The organism is Thermincola ferriacetica (assembly GCF_001263415.1).
Classification (GTDB): Bacteria; Bacillota; Thermincolia; order Thermincolales; family Thermincolaceae; genus Thermincola; species Thermincola ferriacetica.
Genome location: NZ_LGTE01000009.1, coordinates 83,363 through 100,471, shown reverse-complemented (window position 1 = coordinate 100,471; position 17,109 = coordinate 83,363). Strand labels below are relative to the sequence as shown.

Here is a 17,109-nt window from a genome sequence, read left to right as displayed (position 1 = left end):
GAAGATGGCGAAGGCCGCCGGGAAGTCCGGCACTCAAGTCAAGTTGAGTGACCGGACGGGAGGCGGCCTGGCTTTTGAGAAATGCAACATGAGCCATCGAGTTCGGGAACGCTGCCTGCCTGGCCAGGTTTTGCAGCACAAAGCTCCTTGGCAGCGGAGAACCCCACCCACCCCTTCCGTGGTCGAAGGAAGGCGCAGCCTCCGAGCAACGCTTGTTTTACCGTACAGCGGCGCGCACAGTGCAGGCGTGCACGGGGCACCGTTGTTTCACCATTACATAGGTATTCTTACCAGCCACCGCTAACCGGCGTTACCGGTTAACCGGTAAGTAATAAGCCGGGTTAAGGGGCCGCCCGCCGGCCAGCACTTCAAAATGCGTATGCGGACCCGTTGACCGACCTGTGTTGCCTACCAGAGCAATAACCTGTCCCTTTTCCACTACTTCGCCTTCACTGACAAGGACTTTAGAAGCGTGGGCGTATAGGGTTCTCAGGCCATCGCCATGGTCAACAATAACGGCATTGCCGTAAGTTCCTCTTTCCCCGGCAAATACAACTACCCCTTCCTGCACACAGTAAATAGGGGTCCCCTCCGGGGCGGCAATGTCCAATCCTTCATGCATACGTCCGTCCCGCATTCCATACATGCTGCTAACCTCGCCGTTGACAGGCCATAAATCAAAACTCCATACTTTCCGCATGGGCGAAATACTGATCGCCACCCTTTCCGGAGGTATGGGTATGGCTATTTTCTGCCCAGCCATCAATTGGCGCGGGTCGGTCATTTCATTTTCCCGCATGATTATCTGGTAATCTATGTGGTAATTCCGAGCAATACGCCATATGGTTTCGCCTTCCTGCACTTCGTGGGTTATGAGTTGGCCGAGCGGTATTTTTAAAACCTGCCCTTCTATTAGCCTGGCTTCCGGGTCCAGGCCGTTTATGCCGGCCAGTAATTCTCTGTCTATATCTCTTTGCGCTGCTAAATCCCATAAAGTGTCCCCGGGCTGCACCACGTATAACATGGTTTGATCAGCAATTGACGATCCCGCCCGCGGCACGCCAAAGGCCGGACAAGTTGACGACAATATAATACCTATGCATATTAAAATTCGTATACTTTTCTTAGCTGTTTTATTCATGTAAGCTACCTCCTTTTGAGGAACCTTTTTCTATTCTAGCCATGAAAATCGGTATGTATACAAAAATTTTACGGCTGATAAGAGAGGCCGCTGTAGTAACTTGAGCCGCTGTAACGGTGGGACCGGCCTATTGGAAGGGTGGGTGAAGAGTTGGTGAAGGGTGGGTGGGGTTCGCAGGCTACCGTTAAGGAGCGACTGCGCCCGCAAAACCGCAGCCAGGCAGGCAGGGGGTTCCCGCATGTTTGAAGATGGCGAAGGGCGCTGTGCTAAGGAAAAAACTGCCGCTGTGGAAGTAAAACAACCGTTGCTCCGAGGTTACGGGCGGAGACAGTGTAAAACTCCGTTCGGTTGAAATCGCTGAACCCGGCCAAATCGCCGTCCATGGCTCGTGGCCGGGTTTCCGGCGTCCATGCCGGAAACAGCGATTTCAAGCCCTCACTGTCGTTAACACTGTCTACCCGCCCTCCACCAAGTCGCAACTTATTGTTTTACCTCTACAGCGGCTATTTGTTTTCTTGGCCAGGTTTTGCAGCACAAAGCTCCTTGGTAGCGGAGAACCCCACCCACCCCTTCCGTGGTTGAAGGAAGGCGTAGCCTCCGAGCAACGCTTGTTTTACCGTACAGCGGCAAATTATTGTTCCGCCCGGCCTTCAAATTTCACATGAGCATGTTTATTCGTAGGCTTTCGAGCGATTTATTTTCACCCCTGTTAACAGATGCCCAAAGGGTAACCGGTTAAATAATTTTACCGCTAGTAACGAAAAAAGTATTGAAACCAAAAAGAGTGAAATTATAAACGAAGTCCTGTAAAAGCTAAAAAGACCTGGGGCATAGTAGCACATGATTGTTGAGAAAAAGTAAATTACCACCAGGTGAATAAAATATATGCCAAAGGAATTATTCCCCATTTGCTCAAGAATGCCTACCGGAAGGCGAAGCTTATCTTTTAACATGTTTAACGATTTAAAGAAAAAAGGAACAGCCGCTAAAGTGTTTAAAAGCACCGATACTCTTAATGACGTCAGCCGTCCTATGTCATAAGGCGGATGCAAGAAGGCCTCTGCAACTACGAGGGCAAGGGTGACCAGATAGAAAATGCCACTGGCCACAAAGTACTTTTCTGCAAACCGTTGGAATGTATCCAAACGGAGTCCCATGCTTAAACCAAGTAAGAAATAAAAATACCATGCCACAAAAGTTTTCCAATAATATTTTACAAACCAGTCAACCAGGTAAATTCCGGTCAGTTTTCTAAAATGGAAAAAGTAGACCATTAACAACAGGTAAGCAAAAAAGGCCATCAATAAAATAACTGTGTGATCCCTGAACTTGCTCAGCCTTTTAATTAAAAACGGGTAAAGCAGGTAAAATTGTACAATTAAAATTACAAAATACAAGTGTACATAATTCCGGCCAAAGAGCAGATTTTTGGTAAATATGAGACCTATTTCCGCCCAGTTTGCAGAAAATGAGTTAAAGTCCATTATTTTCGCATCATTGGGAATCTTCCCAAGGACGGTCAGATAAAAACCGAAGTAAACCACAGACCATATTATATAGGGTATGAACACTTTATTAAATCTTTTTGTGAAAAACCGGGAAAGCTTGATATCACCCGTTTTTCTGTAGTTATAAGCCAAGCCGAAACCGGATATTATCAGGAAAAGCGGCAAACAAAAACGGACGGATTGGTTAAGGACCAAGGCCAACTTAAAGGATAAAAAATCCGCTCGTTCAGCAACCAAGAAATAGGCAGTAACATGTAGCAAAACAATGCCCATAATAGCCAGGCCGCGCATGAGCGCAATCTCTTCGACTTTCTGCTGCATTTAAAAACTTCCTTTCTTTGACACCCGGTTTTACCTTAGTCTGTCTTAAGTCTACCATTAAATTGTCTGTTTTTCCATATCTTTGTTAATGTTTTCCCTTTTTATGCCAACATTTGGTTTTGAAACATTTTAAGGTTACCGTCAGGCCCAGTGAACTGCTCTAACTTAGTTAGAAATAAAAAAAAAGTAACTGCAATTAGACATAGCAAATTGCAGTTACTCTTCGTGTAGTTCTATACGGCTTTAGCCTAACTGACTGCGCGTACAAGCAGTTCCTTGTTGGTTTTCGTTTTCTTCAGGCTTTCGGCCAGTATCTCGATAGCTTCGCCATTTGTAACATTGGCAAAGCTCTTTCTGAAACCCCACATTAATTCCAGTTCCTCTTTGCTCAGCAGCAGGTCTTCTTTACGGGTGCCGGAACGTTTTATGTCTATAGCCGGGAAAATCCTCCGCTCGGCCAATTTCCTGTCCAGAATCAATTCCATATTGCCCGTACCTTTAAATTCCTCAAAAATCACGTCATCCATTCTGCTGCCGGTATCAACCAGGGCCGTGGCCAGTATGGTCAGGCTGCCGCCTTCCTCTATATTTCGCGCAGCGCCAAAAAACCTTTTGGGCTTATGTAAAGCGCTGGGATCCACACCGCCCGATAAAGTACGACCGCTGGGCGGCTCTACCAGGTTATATGCCCTGGCCAGACGGGTAATACTGTCGAGCAGAATCACCACATCCTTTTTATGTTCCACCAACCGTTTAGCCCGCTCCAGTACCATCTCCGATACTTTGACATGGTTTTCGGCAGGTTCATCAAAAGTTGAGCTGACAACTTCACCCCGCACCGATCTCTGCATATCTGTAACTTCTTCCGGCCGCTCGTCAATAAGCAGTACCATTAAATGAATATCCGGATAGTTTTTAGTAATGCTATTGGCAATTTGCTTTAACAAAACGGTTTTACCGGCTTTCGGCGGTGATACGATCAGCCCCCGCTGCCCCTTGCCCAGGGGAGCAATAAGGTCTATAAGGCGGGTAGATAACAAATCGGGACTGGTTTCCAGAGTAATTCTTTCCGTAGGATAAATTGGGGTTAAAGCATCAAAATGCACTCTGTCGCCTGCTGCCTCCGCATCAAAACCGTTTACCGTTTCCACCCTGAGGAGGGCAAAATACCTTTCATTATCCTTCGGCGGCCGCACCTGTCCGCTGATTAAATCACCTGTCATTAAATCAAATCGCCTGATCTGTGATGGGGATACATAGATATCATCCTGGCTGGGCAAATAACCAAAGGGACGAAGAAAACCGTAGCCGTCCGGCAAAATTTCCAGAACTCCTTGCGCAGTTAGAACTTCATCGTTTTTTGTCTTGTGTTTCATTATTTCGAAAATGAGTTCTTTTTTCCTAAGTTTGTAATATCCGGTGATTTCCAGTTCTTTTGCGATTTTATAAAGTTCGACCATTGTCATAGCTTCCAACATAGCTTCGTTCATAGAATACCTCCCAATAGTTGGTAATACCTGTATCATTGCCCCAAGAGGTAAAAATTATACAATATTTAATGAATTTTAGCCTTACGCCTTTGTCTTCCTTGTAAAAAATAATATACGGAAAGGTAAGAAATTAGACCAATAATCATGCCGTTGACAGAACCGGCCAGTAAGTACGGGAAACCATAACTGATTATCTCCCCAAAAATCCTGTGCAACAAAGAATTTCCTTGTGGCGCAGTAATCGAAACAGCTTTAAGACTGGGGAGAAGAGCAATCAGTTTCTTAGACATCAATATGTTCAACGTGACAATTCCGGCAAACAGCGGTTTAAATGCTGTAGCCGACATAACGGCTGCCAGGCTGTTCATTCTAAGGAATTTGGCTGCCACAAAGGCTATAAATATACTCACCAGTGGTATGGGAACCACAAAATCCATTGCCAACCCAAGGGCGAAACCCTGAGCAACCCTGGCCGGAGCATCTTTTAACCTAATCATTTTCAGGTAATGATATCTCAAGTACCTCTTTATATTCAACGGATATTTCCTCCCGGTCCATAATCATAAGGTCAAGGGTTTTCACAAAGTTAGTCTGTATCTTTTTATCAACAATTAAGCAAAAAACAACTTGGTTGTCCATTCAAAATACAAATGCTACAGGGAGAAAATTGCCTCGCCAAAAATATCTTCGGAAATACCGGAAGAAATGAGACCTGCTGTAAAAGCGGCGAAAAGAATTGCCAAACGGAAGGTAGGAACAAAATACAAAATACCTATTAGCGAACCAAGCAGACCTCCCCCTAACTCCTTCTATTCTGCTTTAACAGTTAAGAGAAGGCTGTTACTCAATGATTATAACACTTTTAAAAATAGTCAGTCAAGAAAGAACGGATTTTTGAAAAAAAAAACCTGCAGCCATCCTTTCAAATGATGGCTGCAGGGCCGAAAACCATTGCCGGTTTGTATATCATCTGTATATTACCTGCATATTACCTGCGGAAAACAAAAGGTTTCAAATCGAGTCTGTGGATAGCATCAATAAATCTTACGGTACCCGTTACAGAACGCATAACTACTGTATGGGTTCGTCCGCCGTGAGCAAAAAACCTTACACCTTTTAACAGATCTCCGTCAGTAATTCCGGTAGCGGCAAATATCACATCATCAGATTTAACTAAATCATCCATGGTCAGCAATTTATTGATATCATTAATTCCCAATTTCTTGGCCCTTTCAACATCTTCATCATCTTCGGGCCAAAGTCGCCCCTGCATTTCCCCGCCCAGGCATTTCAGGGCCGCAGCTGCTACTACACCTTCCGGAGCCCCCCCAATACCCATCAAAATATCAACCCCGGTACCGGCCATACCTGCCGCAACAGCAGGAGCCACATCGCCATCCTGAATTAACTGAATACGGGCACCGGCTTCACGCACTTCTCGAATAAGCTTATCGTGGCGCGGCCTGTTTAGAATTACCACCGTTAAATCCTCAATGGACTTTCCTAATGCATCAGCCACAGCTTTAAGGTTTTCCTTAACGGGTGCGTCGAGGTTAATTTTACCTTTTGCCTTGGGGCCAACGGCTATTTTATCCATATACATATCAGGCGCATGCAGGAGACCGCCCTTTTCTGCGGCCGCCACAACGGCAATGCTGTTGGGTAGTCCCTTGGCTACGTTATTAGTCCCTTCTACAGGGTCAACGGCAATATCAACAGAGGGGGCGGTTCCATTGCCCACTTTTTCCCCTATATATAACATAGGAGCCTCATCCATCTCTCCCTCTCCGATCACCACTGTCCCATCAATGCAAACGGTATCAAAAACTGCCCGCATAGCGGTTACCGCAGCCTCATCAGCGGCTTCCTTATCCCCTCTGCCCATCCATCTGGCCGCAGCAAGAGCCGCTGCTTCTGTAATTCTAGCAAATTCCAGCGCCAATTCTCTTTCCAAGGTACTCCCCCCCAAAAAAGTATAGCATTAATTTGTTGATGTGTTATACTATATTCATTCTACTAATAAGTTTATGTTCCTGCATCAACTTATTTATTTTTCACCGTCTCCCAGTCAGCAAGGAATTTTTCAATCCCTATGTCCGTCAGGGGATGCTTTGTCATCTGCATAATTACCTTAAAAGGAACCGTCGCTATATGGGCCCCGGCTTTGGCTGCTTCGGTAACATGCATGGGGTGTCGGATGCTGGCAGCAATAATTTCCGTATTAAATCCATAAATATCAAAAATATCCACGATATCCCTGATCAAATCCATGCCGTTCTGACCCACATCATCCAGCCTGCCAACGAAGGGGCTGACATATGTCGCCCCGGCAATGGCCGCCAACAATGCCTGGTTGGCCGAGAAAACCAAAGTCACGTTCGTTTTTATTCCTTTACCTTTGAGAATTTTGGTGGCGGTTAACCCTTCGGAAGTCATAGGGATTTTTACAACTATATTAGGATGAATTTTGGCCAGTTCTTCTGCTTCTTTGACCATACCTTCAGCTTCCAGGCTGATGACTTCTGCGCTGATTGGCCCGTCCACAACTGAGCATATTTCCTCCACCACTTCCTGAAAATTCCGCCCTTCTTTTGCTATCAGCGAAGGGTTTGTGGTGACACCGCTTATAACCCCTAAACGGTTGGCTTTTCGGATTTCTTCCACGTTAGCTGTGTCAATGAATATTTTCAAAGCCTTGCTCCCTCCTTGACTTGTTTCATCAATGTTTATTTTTTAAAAAGAAACGGGTTTTTATTACGAAAACCCGTTCATTGGTCCGGCTAGAAAAACTGTCTGTGCTAGTTTACCTGTGGCATGGTAACTTCTTGGCCAAAGTCTGTCAGGTTCATGACCAAGTCTAAATACGTGACAATTTCCCCTTTGGTACCGGAGAATCCAGCCATTTTCATTTTCGTATAGCTGCCGACTTCCATCCTCGTTATGTAAAAGGTTTGCTTATCTATAAATATCTTGTATGAAACATCAAACTTCATATTACGGTAGGTATTTTTTAATTCTTCTTTCATTTTGGCTTCGTCTATTACTATTCCTTTATCCCCGGCAGGTAATTTCATCTGGTCAACCGTTTCTATAAGTTTATTTTTGTATTTTTCCTGATCTATCCTGGTATGGAGGACATAATAACTTTTCCCTTCTATCACGGCTTCATCGCCGTAACTGAAGATAAGGCCAAATTCCTCCAATTCCTTAAGCACCTGAGTGGGGTCCTGTTTTTGTGCACCGGGTTCGTTGTTTAAATTATCTGGTAGTTCTATATCGATCTTTTGCCAATCCTGGTCCATGACCCTGGTATATACTTCCTTATTATTACGGACATACATTTCTATGGGAATATCCATTTTTATAAACTCATTGGCCGACTTGACTACTTCTTTTAAATACATTTCTGCCGGCGCCTTGAAAGCGCCTTCTAACGTGACCTCGCCCTCCATGGTCTGCCCTAATGTGGTAGTCTTTGTTGTTCCTTTGCCGTTAAACCTGTAACTTTTTACATTCAGCATGGCCTGATTCGATTTTGCGTAAAGTTCTTTGGGCAGCATATTGTCTTTTTTCTCTTCGTGGATAATGCTGACGGTCCGGGTCTGAGCATCCCAATTTACCTGGGCTCCCAGGGTTTCGGATACGAAACGGACAGGAACCATGGCCCGACCGTCTATCGACCTGGCAGGCACTTCTAAATTTCCGCTCCGCTGACCATTGACATATACTTCTTTACTGTCCAGCTTCAATTTTATTTCCTTACCGCTTTTTTGAATCTTAACGGTGCCGGAATCATTTTCCCAAACAATGTTGGCTCCCAAAGCATCGCAGATTGCTCTTAACGGAACCAGTGTCCGTCCCGATTCTATGACCGGTTCCACATCCCCCTGCAGAGGTTTGTTATTGAACTGCAGCCCCACTTCTCCGGCAAAAGCCGGCGAAGCCCCTAAAAAGACAACAAAACATAAAGCAAACACTAATAACAATTTTTTATTAAACACAGTTTTTCCCCCCATTTTTTATTACTTACATAGTAAGTTTTTCATAAACACTGTGAGTTTTTTACATAACCACCCCTTCCGGCCAGTTGATAAGTCCCATAAAAAGCCATTCCTTTTTCCTTGTTACCAATTATACAACTGGTCAGTTAAGAAAAATGTCGAAAAAAATAGACTGCGGCATATTTTCAATAAGTTAGTAAAATAGAGCAGGTTGTCCTGCTCTATTATGCCTTGCCATTACTGCCGAAGACTCTTATCTTTTCCCTGATAATTTCAATTGCCGCCTCTTTAGCAGGCCCCAAAACCTTGCGTGGGTCAATTTCATCCGGATACTTGGCCAATACTTCGCGACATTTATCAACAAATGCTTCCCTGATATTTGTATCTATGTTTACCTTTCTAACCCCTAGTTCGATAGCTGTTTTGATAGCATCATCGGGTACGCCCGATGAACCATGCAGCACAATGGGGATATTCACCAGAGACCTGATTTTTTGCAGCCGTTCAAAGTCCAGCTTGGGTTCGCCCTTGTACCTGCCATGGGCCGTCCCGATGGCGACCGCCAAAGAATCAACACCGGTTTTTTCCACAAAATATTTAGCTTCCTCGGGATCAGTCATAAGGGCTTCCCGGTCTGTCACAGATATATCGTCTTCTGTTCCGCCGATTTTTCCTAACTCCGCCTCGACAGAAACGCCGACGGCTCTTGCCACGGCAAGCACCCGGTTGGTCAGGTCAATGTTCTCTTCCAAAGGTAGCTTGGAACCATCTATCATAACAGAACTGAAACCATGCCTGATACATTGCATTACCTGTTCAAAACTGGTCCCATGATCCAGGTGCAAAGCCACGGGTATGGAAGCCTTCTCGGCGGCAACCCTGGCCATGGCGGTTATGTAATCTATGCCGGCATATTTAATAGCCCCCTGACTTGCTTGCATGATAACCGGCGCCTTTTCAGCCTCTGCCGCGGCAATTATGGCCTGAACTATTTCCATGTTGTTGCAGTTAAATGCGCCGACAGCATATTTCCCTTCCTCTGCTTTCCGCAATAAATCACTAACAGGAACCAGTGACATTAATTGAACAACCCCCTTAAAATATTTAAACTTATGTATTTGTCTTTTCTATTATCTCCAAAAGCTCATATCCAAAACCCGTCAACGGCAATTACCGTTTATTTCTTTTTTTCGGTTTAGGACCGCTGTTTTTACCGGAATTGGAATTGTTATTCTTTATGGAATTAAGAAATTTAAAGCCGTTTTTAACCAATTCAATTTTCTTGATATTTTGGATATTGATTAAATCGTCGTCGGTTTCCGCATAGACTACCGATTCGGCTCCACAATCCTTGCACTGCAGCTCGATACGGTCAGGAAAGATATCAATTTCAATCTGAAAACTGCCGCATTCGCAGTAAAGATACCCCTCTTCAGCAAAATCATGCAGGTAATTTAACACTTCAAACATAACTTCCGGATTGAAGAAATAGTCATCGTATCCCAATTCGTCCACCAGGGTTTCCAGGTTATGTTCATAGTTCTCCGCCACAGCGCGTACTTTTTCATCAGGGCCAAAGAAACCCAACTCCACGTTGGTGTCGGAACAATAAAAGAAATTAACTTGCTCATTCCACAGTTGTCTGGCTCTATAGTAAACCAGGTGGTTTGTTTCACACAAAACACAGGGAATTTGCAGCCAGAATTGTTGCCGGTTTTTCGTCCCGATAATCAGTTTGGGCGCTCCGCAAGTGCAAGAAACCTTTACAGTATTGGTTCCGGCAAAATCGAACCGTGACAGTTTATGAAATTCAAGCTTCCCGCAAGACGGGCAGCGCATTGCAATCACAGTTTCAGTAGCGATAATCATAGAATGACCTCCTCAAGTATTCTTACTTCGCCACTAAACAAAAAATTCCTCTTTTTTGCGCACTATTGATATCCTCTTATTAGCTTTGGCAAGCTTAATGGCAGTTTTATTGTAACTCCTTAATCTAAGATAGGACAGCACGCTAAAAAAAAAGTTTGTCCTTTAAACCGGACAAACTTCCTAACTGGCCTTTTCGCTGTTTTCCACCACTTTTTTTACCATTTCCCGTAATTCGTTAATATCAAAAGGTTTGGTGACATATTCTTTTACTCCCAGATTCATCGCTTCGGAAACTATATCCACTTCGCCATATGCCGTCATCATTATTATATTAGGATTGAAATCTAATTTCTTTATTTCTTTTAATGTTTCCAGGCCGTTCATACCCGGCATCTTCATGTCCATCAAAATTACATCCGGCTTTTTTTGCTTTATTTTATCTATAGCCTCAAGGCCGCTGCCGGCCAGTTCCACATTATAATCATCCTGTCGAAAAGCCTCAAACAGAAGCCGCCTTACACCTATCTGGTCGTCCACAACCAAAAGCTCCACTTTTTTTGTCACCGGTTCCACCTTCTTTCAAGGTCGGGTAGGGTTTTCATTTGTATGAAATAGCTAGATATTGCTATTTATGCATTTATTTCGGTAAGAGCATTGTATTATCCTGCTAATTGCAAAAAAAAACAACGCAAAATATTGCGCTGTTTTTCGACAAATTTTGACCTCCATTTAATACCTTTTTACCCCTACATTATTCCACCTGCATTTAATACATTCAACAGCGGCATCATCAGCCCAAGCCCGGCTATGGAAATAACTATTAATGCTAAAGCTATCAAAAATACGGGCGCCGCAACAACAGCAACTGCCCTACCTGTTGTTAAGGAATGGGCCTCTCTAATGCCAATCACCATAAGCACAGCCCACCAGATAAAGTAAATAAACCCAGCCAAGATTGAAAAAAAGGTCGTCAGAAAAGGTTTGCCACTTACCACTCCGATTACTTGCAACGGTAAAGTCGCCAGCCTTGGCAGTTCTACCAATCCCATCACGCTGAAAATCCCAAGAGCCGAACCCTGACCAGTAAAAAACTCCGCGAATAAACTAAACAACCCTGCCAGCACAACCCAGTTCAAATATGCAAAAACGGCTCCGATAATCGCCAAAAAAGGCAGTATGCCCCCAATAACTTCAGCAAGGTTCGCAGGTAATCCACCTTTCGCCAGCGAATGTGGCGCTAAAATAATGCCGGTGAGCATATTTAGTAATATTACCCCACTAAATACCAGGAAACATTTAAAAACCGGCTTTGCCTTGGCTACTTTACGGAATGTTTCACCAGGCTTAAATAACGTTCCATAAATAAGTTCGGTAAAGGTAATATTTACAGAGGCAGGTACTGTTTCCACAGTCTCATTCATATCTTCCATTTATATTCACCCTCTTACCGTCTTAACAGATCAGGCCATAGCAACATGTATCTGGGCAAATCCCTGGTCTCTGCCGCTTTCAGAATCCCTTCATAATCTCTAATACCAAAGCTTAGCATTGCTTTACCAAAAAAGCTTGCCCATGGATCTTTCGGCTTCAATTCAACCACTTCCGGTTCGCCTTTTATACCGGCCAGTTTGGCAGTTAATCTGACGGCGTCATAATAATTCCCCAGTTCGTCAACCAAGCCCAGTGATTTTGCCTGTCGCCCGGTAAAAACCCGTCCGTCAGCAATTTTTAACACATCTTCTCTTTTCATCCGGCGTCCCTTGGCCACTACATCAACAAATTGGTTAAACATGTCGTCAACCATCGACTGCAATATAACCTTTTCTTCCTGGGTTAACGGCCTGCTTGGACTGCCCATATCCTTGTGGGCGCCGCTTTTTATTGATTGGTCGGCTATCCCTACTTTGTTATATAAGTCAGACATATTCAGGGATTCCATAATAACCCCGATACTCCCGGTAACAGTACCCGGATTGGCCACAATTTTATCACCCTTGGCAGCAATCCAGTATCCTCCCGAAGCGGCTACATCTCCCATAGAGATTACAACTTTTTTCCCGGCTTTGCGGACTTTTTCAACTTCTTCCCCAATTTCCTGGGAAGCGGCAACAGTTCCCCCGGGACTGTTAATTCTGATAATCACCGCCTTCAATGATTTATCCCTGGCGGCCTCCCGCAGTTGTTCCATTATTGATTCTGCGCCGGCGCTAACTTCAAAAAGTCCTCCCGCATCACCACCCGTGATGGGCCCTTCTATGGAAATCAGCCCGATAGCGTTATCGTACTTTGGGCCGGAAATCAGCGGTTTTTCTCCCGGTTCCACAGCCAGGGCAATAACCAGAGATAAAATGCATATGCCCAGAATAATACCAACGACCAGCTTTTTCTGCACTATAAAACCCTCCTTATGGATCATTAAACAATTTATCAAACCCATAATATTAAAATTCCCCGCAACTGAACTAAATATCTTGTATAAATATGTATTTGGTCCGAATTTACGCAAAGAAAGCTCTGGTTATTCCAGAGCTTTGCCCCTTTTTATACTTAAAGCCATCCCCACAAAATCCCTGAACAACGGGTGCGGCCTGTGCGGCCTTGATTTGAATTCGGGATGGAACTGCGTAGCCACAAACCACGGATGATCGTTTAACTCTATCATTTCGACCAGTCTGCCGTCAGGAGAAACGCCGCTTATCATTAAACCTTTGGATATTAACCTGTCTTTAAATTCGTTGTTAAATTCAAATCTGTGTCTGTGGCGTTCATAAATTATCTCATCATTATAGGCCTTAAAAGCCAGGGACTTTTCACTCAATATTTTACATGGATAAAGTCCCAGGCGCATCGTGCCCCCTTTTTCTTCAATATCTTTTTGTTCCGGGAGCAGGTCTATAACCGGATATGGAGTCTTGGGGTCAAACTCGGAACTGTTGGCCTTTTTCAGTCCCAATACGTTACGAGCAAACTCAACCACTGCCAACTGCATACCCAAGCAGATACCCAAAAAGGGAATTTTCTTCGTCCGGGCATAATTAATAGCCGCAATTTTACCTTCTATACCTCTGTCACCAAAACCTCCGGGTACCAAAATCCCGTCAACCCCCGTAAAAAGCTCATCCAGATTCACATTGGACTTTTCTAAATCGACGGAATTTACCCAGCGGATTTCTATAGCCGATTCATGAAATAACCCGGCATGCCTTAAAGCCTCGGCCACACTCATATAGGCATCAGGTAGCTCAACATATTTACCGACCAGGGCAATAGTAGTGGAATATTTCGGATTTTTAATCTTTTCAACTATCCGTTTCCACTCGGTCATGTCAGCCTCGTGGCACTTCAGACCAAGCCGTTCGATAACAATGTCGTCGAGACCTTCCTGTTCCAAAACCAACGGAACTTCGTAAATAGTGGAAGCATCAACGGCCTGGATGACGGCTTCTTTGTCAATATCGCAAAACAAGGCCAGTTTTTCTTCCATTTCCTTTGACAGAGGCATCTCCGACCGGCACACAATAACATCGGGTTGTATGCCTATGCCGCGCAATTCCTTAACACTATGCTGAGTGGGTTTGGTTTTCAACTCTCCGGCCGCCCTCATATAAGGTACCAAAGTGACATGAATGTACATTACATCCTCACGGCCAATATCACTTTTCATCTGCCTAATAGCTTCCAAAAAAGGCAAAGACTCTATATCGCCCACAGTGCCGCCTATTTCGGTAATGACCACATCAGGGTTGCTTTCCTTGACTACCCTGTACAAACGTTCCTTTATTTCGTTTGTAACGTGCGGAATTACCTGTACGGTGCCGCCAAGATAATCGCCTTTGCGTTCTTTGGAAACTACAGACCAGTATATTTTACCGGCAGTCACGTTACTGCTTTTGCTCAAGTTTATGTCAATAAACCGCTCATAATGACCCAAGTCCAGGTCTGTTTCCGCTCCGTCGTCAGTTACAAATACCTCACCGTGCTGATATGGACTCATGGTACCAGGGTCAACATTTATATATGGGTCAAATTTTTGAATAGCTACTTTTAACCCACGGCTTTTCAGCAAGCACCCCAGAGAAGCTGCAGTAATTCCTTTGCCTAGTGAGGAAACCACCCCTCCGGTAACAAAAATAAATTTAGCCATACCGGTTCCTCCTTCTACCTCTTCGTCAAAATGTAGCTTGTCCTTGAACTATCTATAACATTCTATCTTGTTCAATAAATGCCTGTCAAGCAAAATTGCGTGGTGTTTCCACGCAATTTTAATTGTCATAATCGTCATCTAACGATTCGATATGTGTACCTTTGTCCGGCGCCCATTCCCGCAGGCCCCATACACCATGGCCAATATGGACAAATCGCCCATCGAGATTCAGTTCTGTGTGAATTCCGGCTATAATATGTCCCAGGTCTTTTCCTGTCACCGGTTTTACTTCCAACACCTGCTCTATCAATTCCCTGTAATAAAGTGGTTGACCCTTTGCTTTTAAAATAGCGTGGGCTAAATCCACTTCAGACATCTGAGCATGTAAACCAACCGTATTGCCCATATCATCACCTTCCAAACGGCCGCAGCCGGATTAAAGATATGGTGATGATATTCTACCCGGTGGGAACAATTTCCTTCTGAAATTGAAAAAAATTGGCGAAAATTGTAGTAATATCTTACATGCTTTCCGGCGCCGTCAAGCCTAACAAAGCAAGACCTGTCTTTAATACCTGCTGAACAGACTTGACTAAAACTAACCTGGCATCCCGGATGTCTTTGTCTTCGATTATAACCCGGTTACTGTTATAAAAACTGTGGAAAATGCCTGCTAATTCATGCAGGTAGCGAGCCATTCTATGCGGCTCCAGGTTAACAGCCGCTTCCGCCACTTCTGTCGGAAAATCGGCCAGCTTGCGCAATAGTTCCAGTTCCGCAGCTTGCTTCAGGACGGCAGGATTTATGTTTCGGGCCGAAGGAACAGAAATACCGCTTTCCTGTACTTGCCTGAAAATGCTACAAATTCTGGCATGCGCATACTGGATATAATAAACAGGGTTATCATTAGATTTAGACTTGGCCAGGTCCATATCAAAATCCAAATGGCTGTCAGGACTTCTCATAACAAAGAAATATCTGGCCGCATCTTTACCCACTTCCTCCACCAGGTCATCCAGGGTCACAAACTCGCCGCTGCGTTTGGACATCCTGACGATTTCCCCGCCTCGGAACAACCGGACTAACTGCATTATAACAACCTGAAGTTTGTCAGGGTCATATCCCAAAGCCTGCATGGCTCCTTTTAAGCGGTTGACATGTCCATGATGGTCCGCTCCCCAGATATTGATGACCCACTGAAACCCGCGGTCAAACTTGTTTTTATGATAAGCTATGTCCGCTGCAAAATAAGTCGGTGTCCCATTACTGCGAACCACTACTTCATCCTTTTCGTCCCCAAACTCTGTAGCTTTAAACCACAATGCGCCCTCATGCTCGTATATGTAACCTTTTTCCCGCAGTTCATTTAAAACCTGTTCCACCGCGCCGGAATCATGTAGGGTTTGTTCACTGAACCAAACATCGTATTTCACGCCAAAATCTGCCAGAGACTTCCTGATACCGTCCAGTTTTTCATTTAGGGCCTCCTTGACCAGTAATTCCCTTCTTAACCGGGAATCCAAAGAAAGGTATTTATTCCCTTCCCGGTCAATGATTCCCTGCACCGTATCTATAATATCCTGCCCGTGGTATCCGTCTTCCGGAAAAGCCACGTCCCGGCCAAGAAGTTGGAAATACCTCGCCTCCAGCGATTTGCCGAAGTTTTCGATCTGGTTACCGGCATCATTTATATAAAACTCTCTTTGTACGTCGAAACCGGCAGCCGCCAGCAGGCTGGCCATACTGTCGCCCAAAGCGGCCCCCCTGGCATTGCCCATATGTAAAAGCCCGGTAGGGTTGGCGCTGACAAATTCAACCTGGACTTTAAGGCCATTTCCTACGGAACTGTAACCGTATTTAGCTCCCTGGTCCTCTATCTCCGGCAAAACATCATATAACCATTCTGCACTTAGGTAAAAATTAATAAACCCCGGCCCAGCTACTTCTATGTTAACAATGGGCAAATCAGACTTATCAAGTTGTTTGACAATCGCTTCCGCAATTTGCCGCGGCGCCATTCTGGCCTGCCTGGTCAACAACATGGCAATATTGGTGGCAAAATCGCCATGCCCCCTCTCCCTTGGCACCTCTAAAACAAAATCAGGAATTTCTTCAAAGGAGATATCTCCCGCCTCTTTTGCTTTTATAACCGCAATTTTGATTACTTCAATAAGATTATCTTTCAGTCTTTCCAGAACACTTTTCATTTCCGGCCTCCCTGACAGTAATAATCAAAGCATTATCACTTATTTTTTGGTTTTCCACTTCCAATTCATATTCTAGCTTAATACTTCCCCCTGTGTCTGTCAAGTTAACCTCTACCCTGGAAGGCAGCACAGCCACAGACAGACCCCCGTAAGGGGTGATGTAATTTCCCCGATGTTTCAAACCCTCTTCAAAAACCTGTTTTTGTTCCGATGAGCCCATGCGGTTAAGAGTGACCCTGTTTGGCTCCACTTTCAGGGAAGTGGTGGTTCCCGCCATCCCGGTTACTTCCGATTCGTTATAAACAATAAAAAAAGCGCCTTTCTTTTGAAAGAGAGTGCCCGTCGTAAAAAAATCCTGACTGTCTTCTTCCCCATATTCATTGATTTGCTTGGCTTTTACCGTGACCAAAATATCCTTTCGCATTATC

The 17,109-nt window shown here is 44.6% G+C and carries 17 protein-coding genes; all 17 read right to left on the bottom strand.

Features of this window, described 5'->3' with window-relative positions; all coding sequences use genetic code 11:
- Nucleotides 1-310: 310 nt before the first annotated feature.
- The gene (locus Tfer_RS07765; RefSeq protein WP_052217817.1) at nt 311-1,141 is read right to left on the bottom strand and encodes a peptidoglycan DD-metalloendopeptidase family protein; all 831 of its coding nucleotides are present in this window, start codon (nt 1,139-1,141) and stop codon (nt 311-313) included.
- Between the two features lie 266 nt (nt 1,142-1,407).
- The gene (locus Tfer_RS16300) at nt 1,408-1,620 is read right to left on the bottom strand and encodes a hypothetical protein (RefSeq protein ID WP_152909004.1); all 213 of its coding nucleotides are present in this window, start codon (nt 1,618-1,620) and stop codon (nt 1,408-1,410) included.
- 192 nt (nt 1,621-1,812) lie between these two features.
- Nucleotides 1,813-2,970 carry an acyltransferase gene (locus tag Tfer_RS07760; RefSeq protein ID WP_052217815.1) on the bottom strand — a complete coding sequence of 386 codons (1,158 nt, stop codon included), beginning with the start codon at nt 2,968-2,970 and terminating at the stop codon, nt 1,813-1,815.
- Nucleotides 2,971-3,218: 248 nt separating this feature from the next.
- Nucleotides 3,219-4,460, bottom strand: coding sequence for a transcription termination factor Rho (gene rho, locus Tfer_RS07755; protein WP_052217813.1), 1,242 nt, complete (start codon nt 4,458-4,460; stop codon nt 3,219-3,221).
- A gap of 65 nt (nt 4,461-4,525) precedes the next feature.
- Nucleotides 4,526-4,996, bottom strand: coding sequence for a DUF2062 domain-containing protein (locus tag Tfer_RS07750; RefSeq protein ID WP_013121735.1), 471 nt, complete (start codon nt 4,994-4,996; stop codon nt 4,526-4,528).
- A gap of 452 nt (nt 4,997-5,448) precedes the next feature.
- Nucleotides 5,449-6,414, bottom strand: coding sequence for a class II fructose-bisphosphatase (glpX, locus tag Tfer_RS07745; RefSeq protein ID WP_052217811.1), 966 nt, complete (start codon nt 6,412-6,414; stop codon nt 5,449-5,451).
- Nucleotides 6,415-6,503: 89 nt separating this feature from the next.
- Nucleotides 6,504-7,151: a fructose-6-phosphate aldolase gene (gene fsa, locus Tfer_RS07740; protein ID WP_052217809.1), complete on the bottom strand. Its 648-nt coding sequence runs from the start codon at nt 7,149-7,151 to the stop codon at nt 6,504-6,506.
- A 107-nt stretch (nt 7,152-7,258) separates the two neighbouring features.
- The gene (locus tag Tfer_RS07735) at nt 7,259-8,461 is read right to left on the bottom strand and encodes a copper amine oxidase N-terminal domain-containing protein (protein ID WP_052217807.1); all 1,203 of its coding nucleotides are present in this window, start codon (nt 8,459-8,461) and stop codon (nt 7,259-7,261) included.
- Nucleotides 8,462-8,685: 224 nt separating this feature from the next.
- Entirely contained in the window at nt 8,686-9,540 is an 855-nt protein-coding gene (locus Tfer_RS07730) for a class II fructose-1,6-bisphosphate aldolase (RefSeq protein WP_013121739.1), read from the bottom strand.
- 91 nt (nt 9,541-9,631) lie between these two features.
- The gene (locus Tfer_RS07725; protein WP_052217805.1) at nt 9,632-10,330 is read right to left on the bottom strand and encodes a hypothetical protein; all 699 of its coding nucleotides are present in this window, start codon (nt 10,328-10,330) and stop codon (nt 9,632-9,634) included.
- 180 nt (nt 10,331-10,510) lie between these two features.
- Entirely contained in the window at nt 10,511-10,894 is a 384-nt protein-coding gene (locus Tfer_RS07720) for a response regulator (RefSeq protein ID WP_052217803.1), read from the bottom strand.
- Nucleotides 10,895-11,076: 182 nt separating this feature from the next.
- The gene (locus Tfer_RS07715) at nt 11,077-11,760 is read right to left on the bottom strand and encodes a Yip1 family protein (RefSeq protein WP_052217801.1); all 684 of its coding nucleotides are present in this window, start codon (nt 11,758-11,760) and stop codon (nt 11,077-11,079) included.
- Between the two features lie 14 nt (nt 11,761-11,774).
- Nucleotides 11,775-12,722 carry a signal peptide peptidase SppA gene (gene sppA / locus Tfer_RS07710; RefSeq protein ID WP_052217799.1) on the bottom strand — a complete coding sequence of 316 codons (948 nt, stop codon included), beginning with the start codon at nt 12,720-12,722 and terminating at the stop codon, nt 11,775-11,777.
- Between the two features lie 126 nt (nt 12,723-12,848).
- Complete coding sequence (gene pyrG / locus Tfer_RS07705; protein ID WP_052217797.1) at nt 12,849-14,474, bottom strand: CTP synthase; 1,626 nt, start codon at nt 14,472-14,474, stop codon at nt 12,849-12,851.
- 118 nt (nt 14,475-14,592) lie between these two features.
- Nucleotides 14,593-14,880 carry a DNA-directed RNA polymerase subunit delta gene (rpoE, locus tag Tfer_RS07700; protein ID WP_052217795.1) on the bottom strand — a complete coding sequence of 96 codons (288 nt, stop codon included), beginning with the start codon at nt 14,878-14,880 and terminating at the stop codon, nt 14,593-14,595.
- Nucleotides 14,881-14,995: 115 nt separating this feature from the next.
- The gene (argS, locus tag Tfer_RS07695) at nt 14,996-16,681 is read right to left on the bottom strand and encodes an arginine--tRNA ligase (RefSeq protein ID WP_052217793.1); all 1,686 of its coding nucleotides are present in this window, start codon (nt 16,679-16,681) and stop codon (nt 14,996-14,998) included.
- Nucleotides 16,650-17,105, bottom strand: coding sequence for a YwiB family protein (locus Tfer_RS07690; RefSeq protein WP_013121747.1), 456 nt, complete (start codon nt 17,103-17,105; stop codon nt 16,650-16,652). The genes argS and Tfer_RS07690 overlap by 32 nt, the downstream gene beginning before the upstream one ends.
- Nucleotides 17,106-17,109 lie beyond the last annotated feature (4 nt).